This window comes from Pseudomonas sp. Van50, assembly GCF_055390755.1.
Genome location: NZ_AP024343.1, coordinates 3311160 through 3334390, shown reverse-complemented (window position 1 = coordinate 3334390; position 23231 = coordinate 3311160). Strand labels below are relative to the sequence as shown.

17 protein-coding genes and 2 pseudogenes are annotated in these 23231 nt (G+C 62.9%); 6 read left to right on the top strand and 13 right to left on the bottom strand.

The genetic code is table 11. From position 1 onward, the window contains the following. Positions 1-201: 201 nt before the first annotated feature. Positions 202-672 (top strand): LEA/WHy family protein, encoded by a 471-nt coding sequence (locus tag ACZ5M5_RS14150; protein ID WP_464739259.1) that lies wholly within the window; start codon positions 202-204, stop codon positions 670-672. 1 nt (position 673) lies between these two features. Here the strand turns inward: ACZ5M5_RS14150 and ACZ5M5_RS14145 are convergent, their stop codons facing one another. Beyond that, positions 674-1597, bottom strand: a complete 924-nt coding sequence (locus ACZ5M5_RS14145) for a carbon-nitrogen hydrolase family protein (RefSeq protein WP_464739258.1) — start codon at positions 1595-1597, stop codon at positions 674-676. An 85-nt stretch (positions 1598-1682) separates the two neighbouring features. Here ACZ5M5_RS14145 and ACZ5M5_RS14140 point away from each other — a divergent pair. Further along, positions 1683-2589, top strand: a pseudogene (locus ACZ5M5_RS14140) (LysR family transcriptional regulator). A gap of 3 nt (positions 2590-2592) precedes the next feature. Here the strand turns inward: ACZ5M5_RS14140 and ACZ5M5_RS14135 are convergent. Further along, the gene (locus ACZ5M5_RS14135; RefSeq protein WP_003181187.1) at positions 2593-2847 is read right to left on the bottom strand and encodes a hypothetical protein; all 255 of its coding nucleotides are present in this window, start codon (positions 2845-2847) and stop codon (positions 2593-2595) included. A 163-nt stretch (positions 2848-3010) separates the two neighbouring features. On the opposite strand from ACZ5M5_RS14135, the gene ACZ5M5_RS14130 reads away from it, so the two are divergent. After that, complete coding sequence (locus ACZ5M5_RS14130) at positions 3011-3328, top strand: ElaB/YgaM/YqjD family protein (protein WP_060742569.1); 318 nt, start codon at positions 3011-3013, stop codon at positions 3326-3328. A 132-nt stretch (positions 3329-3460) separates the two neighbouring features. Here the strand turns inward: ACZ5M5_RS14130 and ACZ5M5_RS14125 are convergent, their stop codons facing one another. The 3 genes from ACZ5M5_RS14125 to ACZ5M5_RS14115 all read right to left on the bottom strand — a co-directional run bounded on the left by ACZ5M5_RS14125 (position 3461) and on the right by ACZ5M5_RS14115 (position 7864). Continuing rightward, the gene (locus ACZ5M5_RS14125) at positions 3461-5338 is read right to left on the bottom strand and encodes a feruloyl-CoA synthase (RefSeq protein WP_464739257.1); all 1878 of its coding nucleotides are present in this window, start codon (positions 5336-5338) and stop codon (positions 3461-3463) included. A gap of 141 nt (positions 5339-5479) precedes the next feature. Then, entirely contained in the window at positions 5480-6928 is a 1449-nt protein-coding gene (locus ACZ5M5_RS14120; protein WP_464739256.1) for an aldehyde dehydrogenase, read from the bottom strand. Positions 6929-7033: 105 nt separating this feature from the next. Next, positions 7034-7864, bottom strand: a complete 831-nt coding sequence (locus ACZ5M5_RS14115) for a p-hydroxycinnamoyl CoA hydratase/lyase (protein ID WP_003202420.1) — start codon at positions 7862-7864, stop codon at positions 7034-7036. Positions 7865-8077: 213 nt separating this feature from the next. Here ACZ5M5_RS14115 and ACZ5M5_RS14110 point away from each other — a divergent pair, with 213 nt between their 5' ends. Then, a complete protein-coding gene (locus ACZ5M5_RS14110) occupies positions 8078-8563 on the top strand; it encodes a MarR family winged helix-turn-helix transcriptional regulator (RefSeq protein ID WP_060742571.1) in 486 nt (161 codons plus the stop codon). A 109-nt stretch (positions 8564-8672) separates the two neighbouring features. Here the strand turns inward: ACZ5M5_RS14110 and ACZ5M5_RS14105 are convergent. Next, positions 8673-9979: pseudogene (locus ACZ5M5_RS14105) on the bottom strand (OprD family porin). Positions 9980-10291: 312 nt separating this feature from the next. Between ACZ5M5_RS14105 and mhpT the strand changes: the two are divergent. Beyond that, positions 10292-11515 carry a 3-(3-hydroxy-phenyl)propionate transporter MhpT gene (gene mhpT / locus ACZ5M5_RS14100; RefSeq protein ID WP_060742573.1) on the top strand — a complete coding sequence of 408 codons (1224 nt, stop codon included), beginning with the start codon at positions 10292-10294 and terminating at the stop codon, positions 11513-11515. 57 nt (positions 11516-11572) lie between these two features. Here mhpT and ACZ5M5_RS14095 read toward each other — a convergent pair whose 3' ends face one another. The 6 genes from ACZ5M5_RS14095 to ACZ5M5_RS14070 form a co-directional block, all read right to left on the bottom strand. Continuing rightward, positions 11573-13993: an efflux RND transporter permease subunit gene (locus ACZ5M5_RS14095; protein WP_464739255.1), complete on the bottom strand. Its 2421-nt coding sequence runs from the start codon at positions 13991-13993 to the stop codon at positions 11573-11575. A 52-nt stretch (positions 13994-14045) separates the two neighbouring features. Next, positions 14046-15149 carry a WD40/YVTN/BNR-like repeat-containing protein gene (locus ACZ5M5_RS14090; protein WP_464739254.1) on the bottom strand — a complete coding sequence of 368 codons (1104 nt, stop codon included), beginning with the start codon at positions 15147-15149 and terminating at the stop codon, positions 14046-14048. Between the two features lie 69 nt (positions 15150-15218). Further along, entirely contained in the window at positions 15219-16580 is a 1362-nt protein-coding gene (locus tag ACZ5M5_RS14085; RefSeq protein ID WP_060742576.1) for a DUF1329 domain-containing protein, read from the bottom strand. 15 nt (positions 16581-16595) lie between these two features. After that, on the bottom strand, positions 16596-18245 hold the full coding sequence (locus ACZ5M5_RS14080; RefSeq protein WP_060742577.1) for a DUF1302 domain-containing protein: 1650 nt from the start codon (positions 18243-18245) through the stop codon (positions 16596-16598). Between the two features lie 90 nt (positions 18246-18335). After that, positions 18336-19103 (bottom strand): coniferyl-alcohol dehydrogenase, encoded by a 768-nt coding sequence (locus tag ACZ5M5_RS14075; protein WP_060742578.1) that lies wholly within the window; start codon positions 19101-19103, stop codon positions 18336-18338. A gap of 71 nt (positions 19104-19174) precedes the next feature. Next, on the bottom strand, positions 19175-20647 hold the full coding sequence (locus ACZ5M5_RS14070; RefSeq protein WP_464739253.1) for a benzaldehyde dehydrogenase: 1473 nt from the start codon (positions 20645-20647) through the stop codon (positions 19175-19177). A 285-nt stretch (positions 20648-20932) separates the two neighbouring features. Between ACZ5M5_RS14070 and ACZ5M5_RS14065 the strand changes: the two genes are divergently transcribed. Further along, the gene (locus ACZ5M5_RS14065) at positions 20933-22708 is read left to right on the top strand and encodes a sigma 54-interacting transcriptional regulator (protein WP_464739252.1); all 1776 of its coding nucleotides are present in this window, start codon (positions 20933-20935) and stop codon (positions 22706-22708) included. Between the two features lie 131 nt (positions 22709-22839). On the opposite strand, the gene ACZ5M5_RS14060 is transcribed toward ACZ5M5_RS14065, so the two are convergent. Then, a complete protein-coding gene (locus tag ACZ5M5_RS14060; protein ID WP_464739251.1) occupies positions 22840-23199 on the bottom strand; it encodes a hypothetical protein in 360 nt (119 codons plus the stop codon). Positions 23200-23231 lie beyond the last annotated feature (32 nt).

Here is a 23231-nt window from a genome sequence, read left to right as displayed (position 1 = left end):
ATGGGCTTTTGTGGCGAGGGAGCTTGCTCCCGCTGGGCTGCGTAGCGGCCCCAAGCTTCTGCGGTTGCTGTGCAACCGAGCGGGAGCAAGCTCCCTCGCCACAAAATCGCCCTATCCAAGGGTTCGTGGGTTGCCGTTGGGCACCTGTGGGGTATCGTGCTCACTCGCTTCCGGTTTTTTTCATTCTTTGAGAGTCAATCCATGCGCAGAATCCTCGGCCTTTCCGTATTCCTGATCCTGCTCAGCCTCAGCGCCTGCGCCCTCTTCCCGAACCGTGACCCGCTGAACATCAACGTGGTCGGCATCGAACCGCTGCCCAACCAGGGCCTGGAAGTACGCTTCGCCGTGAAGCTGCGCGTGCAGAACCCCAACGAAACCGCCATCGACTACAACGGCGTGGCGCTGGACCTGGAGGTCAACGGCCGTACGCTGGCGACAGGGGTCAGTGACCAGACCGGCTCGATCCCGCGCTTTTCCGAAACGATCGTGAGCGTCCCGGTGAGCATTTCGGCGTTTTCCGTGCTGCGCCAGACCCTGGGCCTGAGCCAGACCCAAAGCCTGGACAACCTGCCCTATGTGCTCAAGGGCAAACTCGCCGGCGGCGTGTTCGGCACCATGCGCTTCGTCGACCGCGGGACCCTCGCACTGCCGAGCTCCGCGGCGACGTGGTGAATCACGCCGTAAAGCGCACGCCAGGCTTGGCGCGCTCGTCCACCACCAACTCGAACACATCCGGCCTGGCGTAGTGCCCGACCACGTCATAGTCGTAGCGCGCCCGCACCAGGTCATCGGTGTCGATTTCGGCGGTCAGTAGCCCGGCAGTGTCTTTCAGTGGTCCGGCGAGCACATCGCCCATGGGCCCGACAATCACGCTGCCACCGGCAATCAGCGGCCGCTCGACCGGCCAGTGCGCGACGTCGATACCCAACGCCTGCGGCGAAGCCTGGACCTGACAGGCACTGACCACAAAACAACGCCCTTCGTGGGCGATATGCCGCATGGTCACCTGCCACATCTCCCGCTCATCCACCGTGGGCGCACACCAGACCTCCACCCCCTTGGCGTACATCGCGGTGCGCAACAGCGGCATCATGTTTTCCCAGCACACCGCCGCGCCGACCCGGCCAACCTGGCTGTCGATCACCGGCAAGGTCGAACCATCGCCTTTGCCCCAGATCAGCCGTTCGGTACCGGTGGGCATCAACTTGCGGTGCCGGGCCACCAGGCCCGCATCGGGCTCGAAATACAGCGCAGTGCAGTAGAGGGTGCTGCCGACACGCTCGATGACGCCCAGCACCAGGCTCGCCCCCGTACGCGCCGACAGCCCGGCCAGCGCTTCGGTTTCCACGCCGGGCACATCAATGGCATTGGCAAAATAGCGGGCGAACGCTTCACGCCCCTCCGGCAGCCGGTAACCCAGTTGCGTCCCGAACCCCTCGCCCTTGGGATAACCACCGAGCAACGCTTCAGGCATCACCACCAGGCGCGCGCCGGCCTGGCGAATGGCGTCTTCGTAGGAAAGGATCTGCGCCAGGGTCTCGCCCTTGCCGCCAGGCAACGAGCCGATCTGCAGGGCAGCCACAATGGATTTGGGCATGGTTTTCAACTCCGTGATCATCAGGTGTTGCTGATTCTCAAGGAGCGGCCGATCATGAATAAAGCCCTGAATGCTGCTAAATGATATGAGCCTCATGAATATCGCCGACATCGACCTCAATCTGCTCAAGACTTTCGAAGCCCTGCATGACGAATCCAGCGCCAGCCGCGCCGCCCTGCGCCTGGGCGTGACCCAGTCGGCCATCAGCGCCGCATTGCGCAGGCTCCGCGGGTTGTATGACGATCAACTATTCGTGCGCACGGGTCGGGGGCTGGCGCCGACGCTGCGGGCCAACCAGCTGAAACCGGTGATCAGCGAAGCACTGGACAAATGTCGCCAGAGCCTGGCGATGGTCGACCCGGATGCCAGCCATTATGACGGCCGCTCGGTCATCGTCGGCCTGTCGGATGATTTCGAGATTGCCCATGGGCGGCGCCTGATCGACGAAGTGGCCCGACGTGCGCCGGGCCTGCGCTTGATTTTCCGTCAGACCCACAGCCAGATCGTCGGCCGGGCCTTGATGGAGCGCGATCTCGACCTGGCGATCACGGCGGGTGGTTTCGCGCAGCGGTTGCTCAGCCGCCAGGTATTGGGTGAAGGCGATTACGCCTGCCTGTTGGACGCGGCGAGCCTCACACACGGCCAACAATCCCTCAGCCTGGAGGCGTTCGTGGCCCGCGAGCATCTGCTGGTGTCTTCGGGGGCTTCATCGGCATCACCGACGAAGGATTGGCCGGGCTTGGCCTGAGTCGGCGAGTCTGTGCCTCGACCACCCACTTTGCCGCGCTGCCATTCCTGCTCAAGGGCAGCCAGGCCGTAGCGACGATTCCCGCCCACGCTGCCCGGGCCATTGCCGACCTCAGCGGCCTGGCCTTGCTGCCCTGCCCCTGGCCTTGCCTCGCTACCCCATCGAACTGGGCTGGCGGACCCACACGCAAATGGATCCGGCAATGCTCAAGGTGCGCGAGGCCATTAGCGCGACGTTTGCCTGAGGTTTACTTGTTGGCGGCCATCAGTCGATTGACTTCACTGCGCACCATGTTGGCGTATTCCGGCGGCGACATGCCGTCCAGTTCGGCACGCACCCACTCGGCCCACTTGCCCTTGCGCTTGGAGCGCTCGCCAAACAGGCGGGCGGCATCGCCCTTGGCCTTGCCCAGGTTGTTTTGCCACAGTTCAAAGAGTCGGGATTTTTCGTCTTCCAGCGCGGCGCGCTCGGCCAGGGGCTTGTCAGCCAGATTGAAGCTCATGGGAATTACCTGTTGCGTAAATAGGCGCCATCTTACACCTTGCGGGGAAACGTCTTAACCACGATTTGCGATTGACTGCCCTGCCAAGGCCTAGGCGTTGCAACTTTTTAACCGGCGCAGCACTCCATTGTTCAATGCCATCATCCACACAAGGAGTACTTCCATGGCCCGTAAAGGCACCGTGCAAGCGAACGGAGAGCAAATCAAGGATCAAGCCTTCAGCGAATTGACGGCGCTGATTGAAGAATCGGAAAAGCTGCTCAAAAGCAGTGCCTCGCTGGTGGGAGAAGAGGCCGAAGACCTGCGAGGCCAGATATCCCAGAAACTGCAACAGGCGCTCGACTCGGTCACCAGCGCCCGGGAGCGTACCCGTCCAATGGTCGATGCCACTGAGGTCTATATTGGCGGCCACCCCTGGCAGACCGTGGCGATTTCCGCGGGGTTCGGGCTGGTGGTGGGTTTGCTGCTGGGACGGCGTTAAACAATAGCAACCAGCCCCCGGACCTGATGTGGGAGCGAGCTTGCTCGCGATGACGGTGTGTCAGGCAACATCTCTGCCGCTGAACCACCGCCATCGCGAGCAAGCTCGCTCCCACAGGGACTTGTTATTGCCTTAAGCGGCAGGTCCCGCCCGCAGGATCGACGCATCCTCCCCGCGGTACAACGCCTCCACCTTCCCCGCCCGCCACTGCAACACCGCCCGTTGGTTGATCGATCCCTTGTCGGTGATTTCACCACGGTCGATGGACGCCGGTTCATCGAGCAAGGCTATCCACTCCACGCGACTGGCGTTGCCGCTGGCTGCGCGGTTCAGGCGTTGCAGCCAGGCGGCAAACCATTGGCGTACCGGCGGGCTGGCGAGGACCTGGGCGTCGCTGGCGTTCGCGCCCAGGCCTGACAGGCGCCGACATTCAGCAAGTCGTGGAAACACCAGCGCACCCAGGCACTCACGATCCGGTGCGGTGATCACCAGATCCTGGACGTAGGGTGTGCCCTCCAGCACAGCCCGGTTACGCAACGGCCCGACGCTGACGAAGACACCGGAAGACAATTTGAAGTCCTCGGCAATCCGCCCGTCGAACATCAGCCCCAGTTGCGGATTGCTGGCATCGGCCAGTTTGATCGCATCCCCCGAGCAATAGAAACCGTCCTCGTCGAACACTTCGGCGGTCTGCTGCGGCGAACGCCAGTAGCCAGGCATGATGTGCGGCCCGCGAAAACGTCCTTCGAACTTGCCGTCCACCGGCACCAGCCGGACCTCGCAGCCGGGCGCCGGAAGACCGATGTAGCCGGCCATGGACAAGGGCCCGGTGGTGAAGGTGCAGGACGGCGACGCTTCGGTCATGCCCAGGCCCGCCATCATGCGGATACGTTCTCCGCAATGCTGCTCGGCAACCTTATCGAGCCGATCCCAGGTACTTTGGGACAAGCCCGCCGCGGCAAAGAAGAACAGGCTGATGCGCTTGAAGAAACGCTCGCGCAACTCACCGTCCTGCTCCAAGGCGCTGACCAATTCTTCCCAACCCTTGGGCACGGTCAGGTAGGCGGTGGGGGAAATTTCCTTGAGATTGCGCAGGGTCTCGGCGAAGCCCTGGGCGGTGGGTTTGCCATCGTCCAGGTAGAACGTGCCGCCGTTGTACAGCACGATGCCGACGTTGTGGCTGCCGCCGAACGTATGGTTCCACGGCAGCCAGTCCACCAGCACCGGCGGTGCCTCGCCGAACACCGGAAAGGTTTGCAGCAGCATCTGCTGATTGGCGCACAACATACGCTGGGTGGTGATCACGGCCTTGGGCAGCTTGGTGGAGCCCGAGGTGAACAGGAACTTGGCGATGCTGTCCGGGCCGGTGGCGGCGAACGCCTGCTCGGCCTCCGCGCCGCCGGGTTGGGCCAACAGGCTGGCGAAGCTTGTCCTGGAGCGGCCCGCCATCTCGCCGCGCACCGTGACCAAGGGAACGTTCGCCGGCAATACGGCATTGATCGCTCGTTCGAACGGCGCGGCTTCGCTGACAAACACCAACCCCGGCTGCAACAGATCGCAGACATGGCGCAGCTTAGCGAAATCCTGGGACAGCAATGAATAAGCCGGCGACACCGGGCAATAGGGAATGCCGGCGTACATCGCGCCGAGGGCCATTTGCAGGTGTTCGATGTCGTTGCCGGAGAGCAGCGCCAAGGGTTTTTCCGCTGACAAACCATAGCTGAGCAGGCTTTGGGCGATGGCCCGGACACTGTCGAGCATCTGCGCATAGCTGACACGACGCCAGTCACCGCCCGCTTCACGGGCCGCGATGAACGTCTGCTGCGGGCGCACCTCGGCCCAGTGCACCAGGCGCTCGAGTAAACGCGCCGGCAACGGGGCCAGGGATTCCAGGGAGCGCATGTGCAAAATGCCGCGCTCTTCCCGGACTTCGACGGCTGGATGACCAATCGACACCTGGCGATAACGCCCGGCCTCGGGTCGGGAGGACGATCTGGACTCGGAACTCACGTACATTTCCTCCACCAAGGCACGCTCGGGTCGCAATGCGAGCGGAGCGTGGCAGCGCGGGGCTGCGGCCTTGTCATTGTTATTCTGGCCTGCATCCAGGCGGCGGCTTTCGAGGCCCGGCCGCCCGTGATGCGATGGGTTTCAGATCGGGTAATGCCGGGGACCGTTCTGCAAGGTCACCCAACGCAACTGGGTGAAATGCTCGATGGACGCCCTGCCGCCAAAGCTGCCATAACCACTGGACTTGACCCCGCCGAAGGGCATCTGCGCTTCGTCGTGCACGGTCGGCCCGTTGATGTGGCAAATACCCGACTCGACCCGCTGGGCCAAGGCCAACGCGCGGGTGGTGTCGCGGCTGAAGATGGCAGCCGACAGGCCGAACTCGGAATCGTTGGCCAGGCGCAACAGCGCTTCATCGCCCTCACCGCGTAACAGCACCGCCACTGGCCCGAAGGATTCCTCGCGGTACAGGCGCATCTGCGCAGTGACACCGTCGAGCAAGGTCGGCTGCAGAATGCTGCCTTCCAACTGCCCCCCGGTGACCAGCGTTGCGCCTTTGGCCAAGGCATCGTCGATCAGTCCCTTGATGCGCTGGCCGGCACTGGCATCGACCAACGAGCCCAGCACCGAATCGCCAGTCGCCGGATCACCGGCACGCAAGGTGGCGATCTTGGCGGTCAGCTTGGCGATGAACGCATCCGCCACGCGGGCGTCGACGATCAATCGCTCGGTGGACATGCAGATCTGGCCCTGGTTGAAGTAGGCTCCGAAGGCGGCCGCTTGCACGGCGGCGTCCAGGTCGGCGTCATCCAGCACCAGCAACGGCGCCTTGCCGCCCAGTTCCAGCAACGCTGGTTTGAGATGGCGCGCCGAGAGTTCGCCGACGATGCGTCCGACGTGGGTCGAACCGGTGAAATTGACCCGGCGCACCGCCGGGTTGGCGATCAACCGTTCGACAATGGCCGGCGCATCCGCCGGTGCGTTACAGATGACATTGACCACACCGTCACCCAGCCCGGCGTCCTGCAACACCTGGCCGATCAACCGGTGCACCGCCGGGCTGATCTCGGAAGCCTTGAGCACCACGGTGTTACCGCAGGCCAGGGGCATGGCGATGGCGCGGGTGGCGAGAATCACCGGGGCGTTCCAGGGCGCGATGCCCAACACCACGCCACAGGGCTGACGCAGGGCCATGGCGAAACTGCCTGGCACGTCGGATGGAATGATTTCGCCGTTGATCTGGGTGGTCATGGACGCCGCTTCGCGCAGCATGTTCGCCGCCAGGTGCACATTGAAACCGTACCAGTTGGCCATGGCGCCAGTCTCGCCGGCCGCGGCGATAAACTCGCCACTGCGGGCCTGCAACTGCTCGGCAGCCCGCAGCAGACGCGTGCGGCGTTCGTTGGGTGCCAGCGCGGCCCAGGCAGGAAACGCCGCTTGGGCGGCGGCCACGGCGGCATCGGCATCTTCCAGGGTGGCGGCGGCCACGCGAGACACCACCTCACCGGTCACCGGGTTGCAGCGCTCGAAGGTCCGGCCGTCGCGGGCCGGGCACGACTGGCCGCCAATCAACAGGGGCACGTCCAGCATGGTGATTCCTCTTTATTGTCTTTATCGGGAACACGTTCACAGTAGCGCCGAGGGCCTTGGACGAACAGCCCGCGGGCGCACGATGGCGCCCGCCGCGCGGTTGTCTCAGCGCTTGTAGGTCTGCAGGCCCGGCTTGATGCTCTTGTCGTCCAGGAATTGCTTCATCCCCTGCTCGCGGCCACCCTCGGTATCGAGCAGGCGCGACTGGTCGAGCTTGGCGTACAGGTAGTCTTCGTTCTGCTCCCAGGTCAGTTCGCGGCAACGCTTGAAGCCATGCTTGGCCGCCCGCAGCACCACCGGGTTCTTTTCCAACAGGTTGCGGGCCAGTTCCACGGTGACTTCACGCAACTGCGCCAAGGGCACGCTCTCATTGACCAGGCCCATTTCGGCGGCTTTCTGCCCACCGAAGGTCTTGCCGGTCATGATGTAGTACAGCGATTGGCGATGGCCCACGGTGTCGGCCATGGCCTTGCTGACGAGGTTGCCCGGCGGGATGCCCCAGTTGATTTCCGAGAGACCGAAGGTCGCTTCGTCGGCGCAGATCGCCAGGTCGCACGCCACCAGCGGACTGAAACCACCACCGAAACACCAGCCATTGACCATGGCGATGGTTGGCTTGGCGTACATGCGCAGTAATTTCCACTGCCATTGCGAGGCTTCGCGACGGATTTTTTCCTGGAGGATTTCCGGCCCGGCATCCACTTCGCGGAAGTATTCCTTGAGGTCCATGCCAGCGGTCCAGGCATCACCGGCCCCGGTCAGCACCAGCACCCCTGCGGCCGGATCCTGCTCCAGGGTCTCGAGCACGTCGATCATCTCGCGGTTGAGGGTCGGGCTCATGGCGTTGCGTTTTTCCGGGCGATTGAGGGTTACCCAGGCGATGCCCTCCTCGATATCGACCTTGACGGTTTTCCAGCGACCTTCGTAATTGCTCATGATGCGTGCTCTCTTGTTCTTGGCTGAAGATGATCAAAAACTAAACCGGAAATTTAGTTATGTCAATTAACTATTAATCGGTTTATCTGTATTTTTCAGAGGCGAGATCGAAGGTAAAAAAATTCGAATATGCACAAGCCCGTAGCCAGGGCGCCGCAACCCCGGCAAACTGGATAGCCTTGTTAACCACTTACCTTGAGGACACTCACTTCGATGGCCAAGTCTTCCAAGCTTGCCGAACCCGCCGAGCCCCTGGTCGCCGGTACCGACGCACAGGTGCCGCTGGACTCCGCGTTGGACGACCTGATCGGTTACGCCCTGCGCCGCGCCCAGCTGAAGCTGTTCCAGAACCTGATTGGCCGGCTCGCCGTCCACGATCTGCGGCCCGCCCAGTTCTCGGCCCTGGCAATCATCGACCAGAATCCCGGCCTGATGCAGGCCGACCTGGCCAAGGCCCTGGCGATCGAACCGCCGCAAGTGGTGCCGCTGCTCAATAAGCTGGAAAGCCGGGCCCTGGCGGTGCGCGTGCGCTGCAAGCCGGACAAGCGCTCCTATGGGATCTTCCTGAGCAAGACCGGCGAAACCCTGCTCAAGGAGCTCAAGCAAATCGCCGCCCAGAGCGACCTTGACTCCACCGCTGCCCTCTCAGGGGCTGAGCGCGAGGAGTTGCTGCGGTTGTTGAAGAAGGTCTACCAGTAGCAAGCCTGGCGCGGGTCCCTGCGGCGAGAGGGTTTAGCGAATCGTCGCACCTCCCCGCTATGTGGGAGCAAAGCTTGCTCCCACAAGCGCTAGCCAACCGACTTGAAACTCACCAGATCGGCACGCTGTACGTCACCAGGAACCGGGTCTGGTTCTCGTCGCGAAACGCCGCCGTACCCGGAAAGTTGTTGCGATAGATCGATTTGCGCGCCAGCAACCCGACGTTCTTCAATGGGCCGCCCTGGATCACGTACCCCAACTCCATCTGGAACTCACGCTCCTTGCGATCCTCGGCATTGAGGGCCGCCAGCTCGATGTGATCGCCACGCACATAACGCAGTCGAGTCCTCAGGCCCGGCACGCCCACGGCGGCGAAATCGTAGTCATGGATCGCCTGCCAGGTGCGCTCCTTGGCATTGAGGAAGTCCGAGCTCATGGTCATTTCACTCAAGCCCATCAACTCGGTGCCGGACACATAAGGCGTGGCCGTATCGCCACTGGCGTGCATGTAGCCCAGGCTCACGCGATGCCCGCCCAGGCGATAGCCGACCAGCGCCGAGACATTGCGGTTGTCCACCTTTCCGGCCTTGGCCGCACCGTCGTCGTCACTGAAAAAACTGCGCAGGTCGGTGGTCAGGACGCCATCGCCCAGGGGCAGGTTATGCAACAACGCCAGGGTGTTCTGCTGGTACAGATCCGCCACTTCGGCGTGGTAAGCCCGCAGGCTGAGGTCTTTGTTGACCTGGTAGTCCCCCCCACATACGCCATATGAGAAGAGGTCGCCGCGCCGTTGAACCGGCGGTTGGGCGAGGCGATGCTCATCGGCTGGTAATCGGTGGAATCGCGGCGAGCGATGCGATCGATATACCCGGTGTTCAACGTCAAACCGTCGAGATCCTTGGAACTGAGCGTCGTTCCGCGAAAGGTCTGCGGCAGCAGCCGCGACGGGCTGGCAAAGGCAAACGGCAGGAAGATCGATACATCGCCGGTCTTCACCGTGGTTTGAGCGAAACGCAATTTTCCGGTCACGCCCAGGCGCGAATACTCATCCGCCGCGCGCTTGTCGCTGCTGGACACCGGCAACAGTTCAGTGCCGCTGCGATCCGGCGACGAGTCAAGCTTGATGCCCAGCAACCCCCTGACATCCAGGCCGAATCCGACCGTACCCGGGGTAAACCCCGACTCCATGTTCATGAACACACCCTGAGCCCATTCCCGGGCTGCAGTCTTGGCGCCGTCGTCCTTGTAGTCGCGGTCCATGTAGTAGTTGCGCAGGGTCAGCGTACCGTGGCTGTCGTCGATGAAACCTTCCGCCCACGATACGGGAGAACCGAGGCTCAGCCCGAGACCGACCAGCAGAGGGACGAGAGATGAAACAGGGCGCGCCGTCAGCGTGCCCCGAGCAAGGTTTGGCATGTTCGGTGTCCATTTATTGTTGTTGTTTTGATCGGCCCGAGCTTGGCGACGGGGGCCGTGCGGACAAAGAATGGAAACCGTACGGGCGCTTCGTCAATCGCTAGCGTCCGATAATCGAACATTAATGTAATTAACTAATTTACCAATTCACCCGTGAATTCTTGCCAAGCCTCTGATTTGCATACTGAACTGGCCACTTATGGACGCCCTTCTGGCACCCTTCATTTTTTAGTTAGCTTTGTTAATCTTAAACACACCCGCCGGTTTTCCTCCGAGCGGTGTCCCCTCACAAAAACAATAAGAGGATTTGCCATGGACCGTCCGGCGCGTCGTGCGACGCTGACCATTGCCTTGTGTTTCATTGTTGCGTTGATCGAGGGTTTCGACCTGCAGTCAGCCGGTACCGCCGCCGCAGGACTACGGCAGACGTTTGCCCTTGACCCGAAAATGATGGGCTGGGTGTTCAGCGCCGGAATCATCGGGTTGCTGCCGGGGGCCTTCTTCGGTGGTTGGATCGCTGATCGCATCGGCCGCAAGAAAATCCTCATCGCCGCTGTCTTGCTGTTCGGCGTGTTTTCCCTCAGCACCGCTTATGTCGAACACTTCTCCAGCCTGTTGCTGGTGCGCTTCATGACCGGCCTGGGCCTGGGCGCCGCCCTGCCCAACCTCATTGCCCTGTGTGCCGAAGCCGTGGGTGAGCAGCGCCGGGGCACGGCCATCAGCGTGATGTATGCGGGGGTGCCGTTGGGCGGCGCATTGGCCGCCGTGGTCGCCATGCTGTTTGGCGAACACTGGCAGATGACGTTTTTCATCGGTGGGTTGGCGCCATTGCTGGTGGTGCCGCTGATGCTCCTGTGGCTTCCCGAATCCAGCGCCTTTCGCCAGGTGCAGGATGGCGGCTCCTCGCGCGGCTCCACCGCCCAGGCGCTGTTCGGTGAAGGTCGCGGCCGTACCACCTTGGCCCTGTGGTTGAGCTATTTCTTCACCCTGACGGTGATGTACATGTTGCTCAACTGGCTGCCATCGTTGTTGCTGGAACAGGGCTTCAGCAAACCCCAGGCGGGCCTGGTGCAGATGCTGTTCAACATCGGTGGCGCCCTTGGTTCGTTGCTGGGCGGCCTGTTGCTGGACCGCTGCAATGGCATCAAGGTGGTGCTGTTTGTCTATGCAGGCCTGCTGAGCGCCCTGGCCGGGGTCGGTTTGTCGGTCGGCATCGTGCCCATGGGCATCGCCGGGTTTGCTGCCGGGTTGTTCGTCATGGCCGCGCAACTGGTTCTCTATGCCTTGGCACCGCCCTCCTACCCTACGGCCGTGCGTGCAACGGGGGTTGGTGCTGCGGTGGCCATCGGGCGCCTGGGCTCGGTGGCCGGACCTTTGGCCGCCGGGCAGATCCTGGCGGCCGGGGGTGGGACCACTGCTGTATTGCTGGCGACTTCTCCTGGATTGGTGGTTGCGACGTTGGCTGTTCTCAGTGTGATTCGTTATTCGGCGGGGCCGCGGTTGAGGGCTACGAATCCGGTTGTGGAGCATTCCTGAGTCACTGCGCATATCCGTTATCAGGTAACGGATATGCGCCCCCATCCTAGAGCGCCCTCAGCCCCTCACCCACCCCGCCTGCCGACTCGACTCAGGCTTTTTTACGAAGACCCTCTGCGGCAGCAGCCACCAGGCCAGGGCTGGCAACAGGATCAAGGCCCCAAGCATGTTCACCAGGAACATGAAGGCCAGCAGAATCCCCATGTCAGCCTGGAACTTGATCGGTGAAAAGGCCCAGGTCGACACCGCCACAGCCAATGTCATGCCCGTCAGCAACACCACTTTGCCGGTGAACAGCAGCGCCTGGTAATACGCCTGGGCCAAGGTGTCGCCGGCACGCATCCGCGCCAGGATCACGCTCAACACATAGAGCGCATAATCGACCCCGATGCCCACGCCCAGTGCAATGACCGGCAGTGTCGCGACCTTGACTCCCATGCCCAGCCCCACCATCAGCGCCTCGCACAGGATCGAAGTGAGCATCAGCGGCAGCATCGCGCACAGGGTCGCGCGCCAACTGCGGAAGGTCAGCAAACACAGGAGGCTGACCGCACCGTAGACCCAGAACAGCATCTCGCGCATGGACTTCTTCACCACGATATTGGTCGCCGCTTCGATCCCCGCGCTGCCGGCCGCCAGCATGAACTTGACCTCCGGCAGCTGATGCCCGGCGATGAATTGCTCGCTGGCCTCCACCACCCGGTTCAAGGTGTCAGCCTTGTGATCGGCCAGGTAGACGTACAGCGACAGCATCGAGCAGCCCTGATTGAACAGCTCTCGCGGAGCACGGGTCTGCACGGCCCCCAGTGCGCCGTCATTGGGGATCAGTTCATACCATTTGAAGTTGCCTTCGTTATAACCGGCCGTGGCGATCTTGCTCAGCGCCGCCATCGAGGTAGTCGATTCCACGCCGGGCAATTGCTCCAGTTGCCAAGCCAGCGCATCGACCGCAGACAGACTGGCGTAACGGGTGCATTGATCCTCCGGGGTCTTGATCATGACCACGAAGATATCCGAGCTGGCCGCGTAGTTCTGGGTCATGAACAACGCATCGCGGTTGTAGCGCGAGTCGGCACGCAACTCCGGGGCGCCGGGGTCCAGATCGCCGATTTTCAGGTGCAGGCTCACGGCAAAACCAAACGCGGCCAACAACAGACCCGCCAACATGGCACCAATGGCCCAGCGCCGTTGGGTGAACAGGTCGAGCGCCCGCCACAGGGGATGTTTGATCTGCGCCTGTTGCTCGGTGGTTTCCGCACTCAGGCTGCGTTGCGCCGCCGCCGGGCTGACGCCGATATAGCTGAGCAGGATCGGCAGCAGGATCAGGTTGGTGAAGATCAGCACCGCCACCCCGAGGCTGGCGGTGATCGCCAGGTCCTGGATCACTCGAATGTCGATCAGCAGCAACACCGCGAATCCCACCGCGTCACAGAGCAAAGCGGTGATGCCGGCGGCGAACAGTCGGCGGAAGGTGTAGCGCGCGGCGACCACCCGGTGGGTGCCACGGCCAATGTCCTGCATGATGCCGTTCATCTTCTGCGCGCCGTGGCTCATGCCAATGGCGAACACCAGGAACGGCACCAGTGCCGAGTAGGGATCCAGCTCATAACCGAGCAGCGCCAGCAGCCCCAGTTGCCAGAGCACCGCCGCCAGTGAGCAGGTCACCACCACCAGGGTGCTGCGCGCGCAGCGGGTGTAGCCAAACAGCACCAGTACCGTCACCAGTACCGCCACCACGAAGAAGAGCAGGACTTGGGTCATCCCCTCGATCAGGTCGCCGACGATCTTGGTGAAGCCGGTGATGTGAATCCGCAGGTCATCGGTCTGGTACTTGTCCCGCAATGCCTCCAGCTGCCGGGAAAACTCGCCATAGTCCAGCGCCTTGCCCGTCTGCGGATTGATTTCCAGCAACGGCACGAAGATCACACTGGACTTGAAGTTGCCAGCGACCAATTGACCGACTTCCCCGGAGCGGGCCACATTGGTCCGCACCTGCTCGATGCTGGTGGTCGAGCCATCGTAGTCGTCGGGGATCACCGTGCCGCCGTCGAGCCCTTCTTCGGTCACGGCGGTCCAGCGCGTGGTCGGGGTCCATAACGATTTCATGTAGGGGCGGTCGACCCCCGGCAGCAGGTAGAGTTCGTCGTTGAGCTTGGCCAGGGTATCGAGGTAATCCTTGGTGAAAATGCTCCCCTGCTTGACCTCCACGGCGATGCGCAGCGAGTTGCCCAGGCCGCTCAACTCACTGCGGTTCTCGAGGAAGTTGGCGACGTAGGGATGCCCGGTGGGAATGGTTTTCTCATAACTGGCATTGATGCCGATGCGCGTGGCTTGCCAACCAAGCACCAAGGTCACCAGCAGGCATAGCAGGATCACCAGCGGTCGATGGTTGAAGATCGCCCGCTCGGCGAAGTTGCCCGACGCCCGGTCGAAGTCTTCCTGGCGGCCGATCACGGTTTGGGTTCTGTCGTCTTTCAAGTTTGACTCCTGTTGCACGAGCCGTGGCCCGATAGCGCTACACCGTGAAGTTTCAAGGTTTACCGGAGGCCCGCGGATCCTGGTCAGCGGCCACGCCGGTCAAACCGACGCTGGCCAGGCTGCCGTCGACCGCCTGTTGCACGGCAGCGACCGTCCCGCCACTGCGGCTCTGACGCTTGTCAAAGCTGCGGCCCTGGTCATGACTGAAGAGAAGCTCACCACTCTGGCTGGCCAACAACAGGCCGCCGTCGCGCAGTTCAAGGGCGCTCGCCAGTGTTGATTCGATGCCCGTGTCGAGGCGTCGCCAACTGCCACCCCGGTCATCGGACCACCAGGCGTTTCCGCGCAAGCCATAGACAATCAAGGCCCCATCGCGCGTGCCGAGCAGGCCGAAAAAGCTGCCTTCATAAGGTGACTTCAAGGCCTGGAATGACTGCCCGGCATCGGTCGAACGCAACAGCAGGCCGCGCTCCCCCACCAGCAGCAAATCCTTGCCCAAGGCGCGGATGCCATACAGGTTCAAGCCCTGGGGATTGTCCACATGCCGCATCCACGGTTGCCAGCTTCGCCCGCCGTCATCGGTGCGGTAGATCTGGTTGTAGGCGCCCACGACGTAGCCGTGCAGACGGTCACTGAAGTACAGGTCGAGAAACGGTTTATCCGGTCCGTCATCAAGCATGTGCCGTGCCTGCACCAACTGGCTGGCACCGTCGGGTTGATTGGCATCGCGCTCGGCGACTTGCACCGCCAGGGCGATGGCGCGCTCACCGTCGAGTTGTTTCTGCCAGGTTTCCCCGCCGTCCTGGGTGTGCAGCACCACCCCCAGATGACCGACCGCCCAGCCCTGCTCGGCATCGACGAATTGCACCGCCGTCAGGCTGACGCTGACCGGTACCCTGGCCTGGCGCCAACTCACGCCAGCATCATCCGAGAGCAGCACGATCCCGCGCTCGCCCACTGCAACCAGGCGCTCGCCGGCCCGGGCCAGCCCGAGCAATACCGCGCGCGGGGCCTTGGTCGTCGGCAGTGCCGGTTGCTGCAGCACCGCCAATGTCGTGGCCTGTGCGACCCAGGGCACACTCGCCAACAGGCACCCCACCAGGGCGCAAACACCCCATAGCGGAACTCGGCGCGCAAAGATTTTTTCAACGTTCATATCGTTATTCCGCCTGGAAAATCGTAAGCGACCGCGACGAACCGCCTCCTCGCCACGGTCGCCACAGGTTCAACGCATGTTTTCGTTGGCCATGGCATCCGGCGTGAAGTAGGACGCCGAAGGCTTCGCGACCTTCTGGTACTGAACCGCCAGGTCGTTGCTCGATGAGTTGAGGAAGTAAGCGCCAGTGTCGAGGTTGTAGCTGCCCCACATGACCTGTGCGGTGAGGGCCGGCAGGTCCGGTGCCAGCAGCGTCAACGAATACATCTGCCGGCCGAGCTTGCCCTGGGCGTCGTAACCGTCGGCCATCAGGATCTGCCAGGAGTCTTCGTCGACGTAGTAGGTCCGACGCGGCACGACATGGCGCTTGCCGGACTTGAGCGTGGCCTCGACCACCCAGACCCGATGCTTCTCCCAACGCACCAGATCCGGGTTGAGGAAGTTCGCCTTGACCAGGTCGTCGCTCTTGGCCAGCGCGGCGCGGTTATTGTTGTAGCCGACGATCAGTTCTTTCTTGCCCACCAGCTTGAGGTCATAGCGATCGGTCGGCCCGAACAGCATGAACGCCTCGTCGAACAGGCCGACGCCGGAGGTCACGAAATCCGGCGTGTCATAGGCAATGTTCGGCGCCCGACGAACCCGGCGCTGGCCGACCAGATATTGCCAGGCCGCCCGATTGCCCGGGTCCAGGTCCCAATGAGTCATCAGGCCTTCGCCGGCCTTGGACGATGGCAACTCAGTGAACAGCTTGCCCAGCAGGTACTTGCCCGAATAGTTTTCCAGGCTGCCGCCTTCGACGTAGTAAGGAAACTGATAGGTGTATTGCGCCCGGGTCGCCTGGACTTTCTTGCCGCCGGCGGTCATCAGCCAGGTATCGAAAGGCGAGCTGATGGTGTCGCCGCCCTGCCACGACAATCGATAATTCCACAGCACTTGCGCACCGTTTTCCGGGATCGGGAACGGGATGCCGCCGTAGGCGTTGGAGACCTTCTCACTATCCACGTCCAGCGTGGCGCGGGTGGCATTCTTGCTGGTGTTGTCATACACCCATTGCGGCGCGGCGGCCGAGCGATGGGTCGGGTATACGTCCAGGCGATAGTCCGGGTATTTCTTGAGCAGCAGCTTGGTGCCTTCGGCCAATTCGCTGGCGTACTGCTCCATGTTCGCGGCCTTGATCGAATACAGCGGTTTCTCGCTGGCGAATGGATCGGGGCGCTTGTCTCCCGGTTTGTAGCCGGGCGTGACCTGGGTGTAACCACCCTGCCAGGCCGGGATGCTGCCATCGGCATTGCCGGCACGCTCGCCGCCCAGGGGGGTCAGATCGGTTTTCAAGCGTGCGGCCTGTTCGGGCGACACCGCCGCTTGCGCCAGCCCCATGCCGGCGAGGGCCAGGGTCAGGACGCACGTGTTCAGGAATGCTGTGTTCTGCATGGCGAATCCACCTTATTAGAATGAGGTTTTCACGTAGAGCGAGACGAAGTCGCGGTCGGCCAACGACTGTCCGTAACTGAAATTGCCGTCTTCGCGCAGGCCGGCTTTCGGTGCGCCGAAGAAGTTCACGTAGTTGAGGCCGACGTCCCAGCGTTGCAGATAGGTGGCTTTGAGCCCGACACTCCAGTCACCGGAATGGGTGTTGCCGAAGCCGGATTTGTTGACCGCCGATGAACGCCCATCGAGCACCACCCCCATGCCGATCGGCACGGTCAGGTCGATTCCGTCGACGATCTGGAAGTACGCCGGCTCGATCAATACCCGCAGCGCCGTGGCATCGCGGGTGGTGTTGGAATCCAGCGCGGCAGCGTTCTTGGTCACGCTCAAGGTGCGGTTCCAGGCCAGTTCGGCCAGGGCCGAGCCGCCGTCCCAGAACGAGGTGGGCGATAACAGGTAAATCGCCGACAGGTTGGCGTGGGCGGTCTTGCCCCTGGCGAACAACTCATTGTCGCCACCATCGGCCTCCATGCCGGGGGTCACCACTTGCAGGTTGCTCACCAGCGGTGCGTTCCAGCGCACGGACGTTTCACCGGCGAAGTTGAACGGGCCGTAGGCGGTGGAGAAACTGACGCCGGCGGTCTTGATGTCTTCGGCGTAGACCTGCCGATAGGAACCCAGGATCGGCAACCCGGTGGCCGCTGCCGCCGGACCGTCCAGGTACGCATACAACCCGATCGGCGCCTTGTCGTGGTACTGGGCCGCGTAGAAACCCAGCTCCAGTTCGGTGCCGCTGGGCTTGAAGCGGATCTGCATGCCGCCCTGCCCCGAATTGCGCGGTTTCAGATCGCCGCCATTGACCGTGTCGTTGCCGAACACTTCGCGCAACGGACCACTGCCGTAACCGATGGCATCGGCATCGCTCAGGTAGCTGCCGGCGCCGGGGAGATTGGAACGTTCCCACTCGAACTGATAGTAAGCACCCACCGACAACTGCGGGTTGATCTGCAATTGCCCGGAGATTTGATTGACCGGCCGCAGGATCTCCTTGAACTGAGTCCCCGGCACGCTGAGCAACTTGACGACATCGGTCGGGCCCTGGGCATTGGCAATGCCGTTGCCGCCGTAGAACAGGCTTTCCCCGTAGATCAGGCTGTGTCGGCCCAGGCGCGCCACGCCCTGGGAGTCTTCACCGAGGTCACCGCGCAGGAACACGAAGGCATCGAGAATTTCCGCGTCGCGACCGTGGAGCTTGCGGGTTTCGCTGAGAAAATGCGGTTGCTCGCTGCTGTCGGTGTCCTGGTTGTAGATATCGTCGTACCAGGCCGCGCCGCTCACGCGCAGCCCGTAGTTTTGCCGGCTCAGGTCCATCTCGGAGAACAGGTCCAGGCGGTTGGAGACCAGGCCGCTGCTGAAGTTCTTATCGCCCTGGCTCTGGATCGAGGGGTACAGGCCGTTGGCGGTTGGTGCGTTGACCAAGCGGCTGTCCTGCCCTTGCAGGCGCCAGGCCTGGCTGTACTTGATGGTGTTGTCCCAGCGCAGTTTCCAATCGGAGTCACCCAGGTCCATTTGCATGGCCTCGACCCGATCGACCATCACGCCGGTACTGCACAACGCCAGGAACAGGGCGCAATGCTTGAAACGAAAGCTATCTTTGAGGTTATCCATGGACGCTTCTCATTATTGTTATTTTTGGGCATGGCTTTGCCAGCCAACACGCTCAGGTCGCGGCTCGCGCCGCTTTGCGCGGGTGCGCATTCAGATGTAGGTGGAGGCCAATCCACCATCGACCGGCAGGTTGACGCCGTTGATCCAGCGCGACTCGTCGGCACACAGGAAAGCGATCACCGCCGCCACCTCATCGGCATAAGCGGGACGTTTCATGCGATGGGCATCGGCCTGGGTCCGGGCCTCGCCGAGCATGCTCACGAAGTCATCGAGGATCGGCGTGAAAACCGGGCCTGGCGCGACACTGTTCATGCGCACCGAATGCTCAAGGAACCAGGGTTGGGCCTGCAGGTAGTTCCAGACGATCAAGGCTTCCTTGAAGTACTGGTAGCAGGTCTGGTCCGGCACCGGGTGATCGGCCAGCCAGGCTTGCGCGGCGGCAAAGTCTTCGATGCGCGCCAGCGCCTTGTGCTGTTCCAGGCGTAACGGCCACTCGGCACCGAGGATCGAGGCGATGTTGACGATGCTGCCACCAGCGCTGATGCGCGGCAGCAGCGCACGGCTCAGGTGGCGCAGCCCAAGGTAGTTGACCCGCGCCAGCAGTCGCGGGTTGGCAGTGCCCGGCACGCCGGCGATGTTGCACAGGCTGTCAAGCCGTGCGGGCAGCTGTGGCAGCAACCGTTCGATGTTCTCGGCGCTGCTCAAGTCGCCCTGCACAAAACCGTCCAGGGTCATGTGCGGCGCCTTGAGGTCCACGCCAATCACCTGGGCGCCGTGTGCGCGCAGCAGGCTCGCCGTGGCAGCACCGATACCCGACGAGACACCGGTCACCAGCACAATCTTGTTGTCGAGTTTCATGTTGAGTCCTCTTATTATTTTTGTGTACTCGCAGGGCCCTCAGCTCATCGGGCCCGGTGAAGACCGGCCTGTCAGAATGGGTAGATCGGCGCCGTGTCCTTGACCGTCACCCATTGCCATTGGGTGTATTCGTCCCAGTCCGCCGGGCCGCCGACACTGCCGCCATTGCCCGAGGCGCCGCGCCCGCCGAACGGGTTGACGCATTCATCGGCGACGGTCTGGTCATTGATGTGCAACATGCCGCACTGCAACCGCTCACCGATGGCCATGGCCCGGCCCACGGATGGTGAAATGATCGCCGCCGCCAAACCGTATTCGGTGCGATTGGCCAATTCGATGGCTTCGTCATCGGTGGCGAAGCTGACTACCGTTGCCACCGGCCCGAAGACCTCCTCGTCGAAGGCGCGCATGCCCGGCTTCACACCGCTGAGCACCGTGGCCTGGTAGAACAGCCGATCGTGATCGCCGCCGGCCTCCAGTCGGGCCCCGGCGAGCACGGTGTCGCTGACGATGTCGTGCACCCGTTGCAACTGCCGCTGATTGATCAGGGGCCCCATGGCGGCTTCTTCCCGAGCGGCGTTGCCGAGGGTCATGGCCTGGGCCTTTTCCACCAGTTTGCGGGTCAGCTCGGCGGCAATGGATTCATGGGCGAGAATCAAGCCAGTGGCCATGCAAATCTGCCCTTGGTGCAGCCAGGCGCCCCAGGCCGCGTTCCGGGCCGCGAGGTCGAGGTCGGCGTCTTCGAGAATGATCAGTGGGTTCTTGCCGCCCAACTCCAGGGCGACCTTCTTCAGGTTGCGCCCGGCCACTTCAGCGACCTTGCGACCGGCGCCGGTGGAACCGGTGAAGGCGATCATGCGCACATTAGGGTCGCGGCACAGCGCTTCTCCGGCATCCGCCGCGCCGGGCAGCACTTGCAGCAAGCCCTTGGGCAGGCCTGCCACTTCGAACAACCGGGCGATGAGGAAACCGCCACTCACCGGGGTCTGTGGATCCGGCTTGAGCACCACCGCGTTGCCTGCCGCCAGGGCCGGCGCGACGGAGCGCATGGACAGCACCAGGGGAAAGTTGAAGGGCGAAATCACCCCGACCACGCCATGGGGCTGGCGCCGCGCATAGGACAGGCGCCCTGCCTCGCTGGGCAGGACAATCCCATGGGCCTGGGACAGCAGGCCGGCGGCCTGATGCAACAGCACGATGGCTTCGCGCATTTCGTGCTGGCCCTTGAACAGCGCGGCACCGGTCTCCCGGGCCACGTACAGCGCCAGCTCGTCGAAGGACTGCTCGGCCACGTCGGCGGCCTTGCGGAAGATCGCCGCCCGTTGCCGCGGGCCCAGCGCCGCCCACGCCGGCTGCGCCAGGGCCGCGTCGCGACTGGCCTTGGCAATGTCGGCGGAGTCGGCCATGGCACAGCGCATCAGCCGCTCACCGGTGGCCGGCTCGATGATCGATTGCAGCGGGCCCGAGGCAGGCACCCAGTCACCGTTGAAGACGCATTCCGATTCGATCACCTGGGACAGCAGGTGGCTTTTGGGTGCAGACATTTAACACTCCCGGCTCTTTGTTGTTGTCATCGTTTGCCGCACCTGGAAGGTATCGACGCAAACGCCGTGCAAGTGCTTGAGCAAGCGCTGTGCCGGTTTTGCCCGCAGGCCTTGATAAACCTGGCGCAAGGCTCTGGCTCAAGGTTCTTCGCCAGGCATGACGCACCGGGCGCCTGCGTCGATCTGGCCGTTGGCCATCTGCCGCTTGTTCATTTGATAAAGTTATGCTTAATAACTATCTCGCCAGGTGATCATTTCGATCACCCCGCCATCAGGGGCATAACAATGAATAATCCCCACTGCCAGTTGCCGGATCATCGAATCGCCACCGAGCATTTCCATCCACGGGGGGATAGCAACGAGTTGAGCGACAGCAGTTCGCCCACGCCGGCAGAACTCACCGCCTGCCTCTTCTTCTCCCCCGACGATGGCCGTATCTGGCTCAACGACCAACGCATGTTGCTGCTGCACAGTTCTTCCTTCGGTGCGTTGCGCCGGGAAATCATCGAACGCCAGGGGCTGGAGCAGGCCCGAGGCATGCTCACCCGCACCGGTTACTCCTCCGGCGCCCGCGACGCCCGGCTGATTCGCGAACGCTGGCCCCACGCCGATGCCGCGGCGGTGTTTCGCGCCGGCACGCATCTGCACACCCTCGAAGGCATGACCAAGGTCGAACCGCTGCATTTCAAGTTCGACGCCGATTCGGGGTTCTATGAGGGAGAGTTTCTCTGGCATCACTCCTGCGAGGCCGACGAGCATGTCGCCGCCTATGGCACCGGGCAGGATCCGGTGTGCTGGACCGAACTGGGCTACGCCATCGGTTTCGTCAGCGGGCTGTTCGGGCAACTGGTGGTCTTTCGCGAAGTGGAATGCCGGGGCATGGGCCACGAACGCTGCCGAGTCGTCGGCAAGACCGCTGAACAATGGGGCGACATCGAGCAGGACCTGAATTACCTCAACGCCTCGCCGCCGACCGTCGTCGCCCGCGCCGACACTCAGTCCGACAGCGTGGCCGGAACTGTCCCGTTGCCGGACAGCGAACAGCCACTGATCGGTGCCAGCGCCGCTTTCAACGCCGCGACCCAGGCCTTGCAACGGGTGGCCTTGACCCCGGCCACCGTGCTGGTCAGCGGCGAATCCGGTGTGGGCAAGGAGATGTTCGCCCGCCAGTTGCACCAACTGAGCCGTCGCCGTGATGGACCGTTCATTGCCCTCAACTGCGCGGCCATCCCCGACAATCTGATCGAGGCTGAACTGTTCGGCGTCGAGCGCGGAGCCTACACCGGCGCCACTCATTCACGTCCCGGTCGTTTCGAGCGTGCCCACGGTGGCACGTTGTTCCTGGATGAGATCACTTGCCTGAGCCTGGCCGGGCAAAGCAAGTTGCTGCGTGCCTTGCAGGAGCGGGAAATCGAACGGGTCGGCGGCGGCCATGGCATCAAGGTCGACGTGCGCGTCGTGGCGGCCACCAACATCGACCTGCGCAAGGCCGTGGCGGACGGCGCGTTCCGTGAAGACCTGTTCTACCGGCTCAACGTCTACCCCATCGCCCTGCCGCCCTTGCGCGAGCGCCGCGATGACATACCGTTGCTGATCAACGCCTTTCTCAAGCGCTTTTGCCAGGAGTACGGCCGCACACCGATGGGCCTGACCATGCGCGCCTTGAAGGTACTGTTGCGCTATGACTTTCCGGGCAACGTGCGGGAATTGCAGAACCTCATCGAGCGGGGCCTGATCGCCAGCGAAGAAGGCCAGGCCATTGACCTGGTCCATCTGTTTCGCAATGAGCAATTGCCGGTGGACGCCTACTCGGTGGACCACCTCGGCGGCCTCTCGCCGATGGGCCTGGCCGCCAACGATGCCGTGGAAAAACCGGCGCTGCTCCAGTCCCTCAGCCAACTGGACGCGGACTTCTCCATTGACGGCCTGGAATCACGCCTGATCAACGAAGCCCTGCAACTGAGCAGCGGCAACCTCGCGGCGGCCGCCCGCTCGCTGGGGCTGAGCCGGGCGCAGTTCGCGTATCGCTTGAAGAAGCATCAAAAAGGTGTCCCGGGCTGAACACCGAACCTGGGAGATGCTGCCAAGGCAGGTCTTGGGGCCGCTTCGCGACCCAGCGGGAGCAAGCTCCCTCGCCACGGGTGTGTAACAACATTACCTGTGGGAGCGAGCTTGCTCGCGATGGCGGCGGGTCAGTTGGCATTGATATTGGCTGTGCTGACGTCATCGCGAGCAAGCTCGCTCCCACAATGGATCGGTGGCGTTCCTTGCACCGCGTCCACCGTCATTCCCCTGTGGGAGCCGAGCTTGCTCGCGATGGCGGCGGGTCGGTTGGCATTGATATTGGCTGTGTTGACGTCATCGCGAGCAAGCTCGCTCCCACAATGGATCGGTGGTGTTCCTTGCACCGCGTCCACCGTCATTGCCCTGTGGGAGCCGAGCTTGCTCGCGATGGCGGTGGGTCGGTTGGCATTGATATTGGCTGTGTTGACGTCATCGCGAGCAAGCTCGCTCCCACAATGGATCGGTGGTGTTCCTTGCACCGCGTCCACCGTCATTGCCCTGTGGGAGCCGAGCTTGCTCG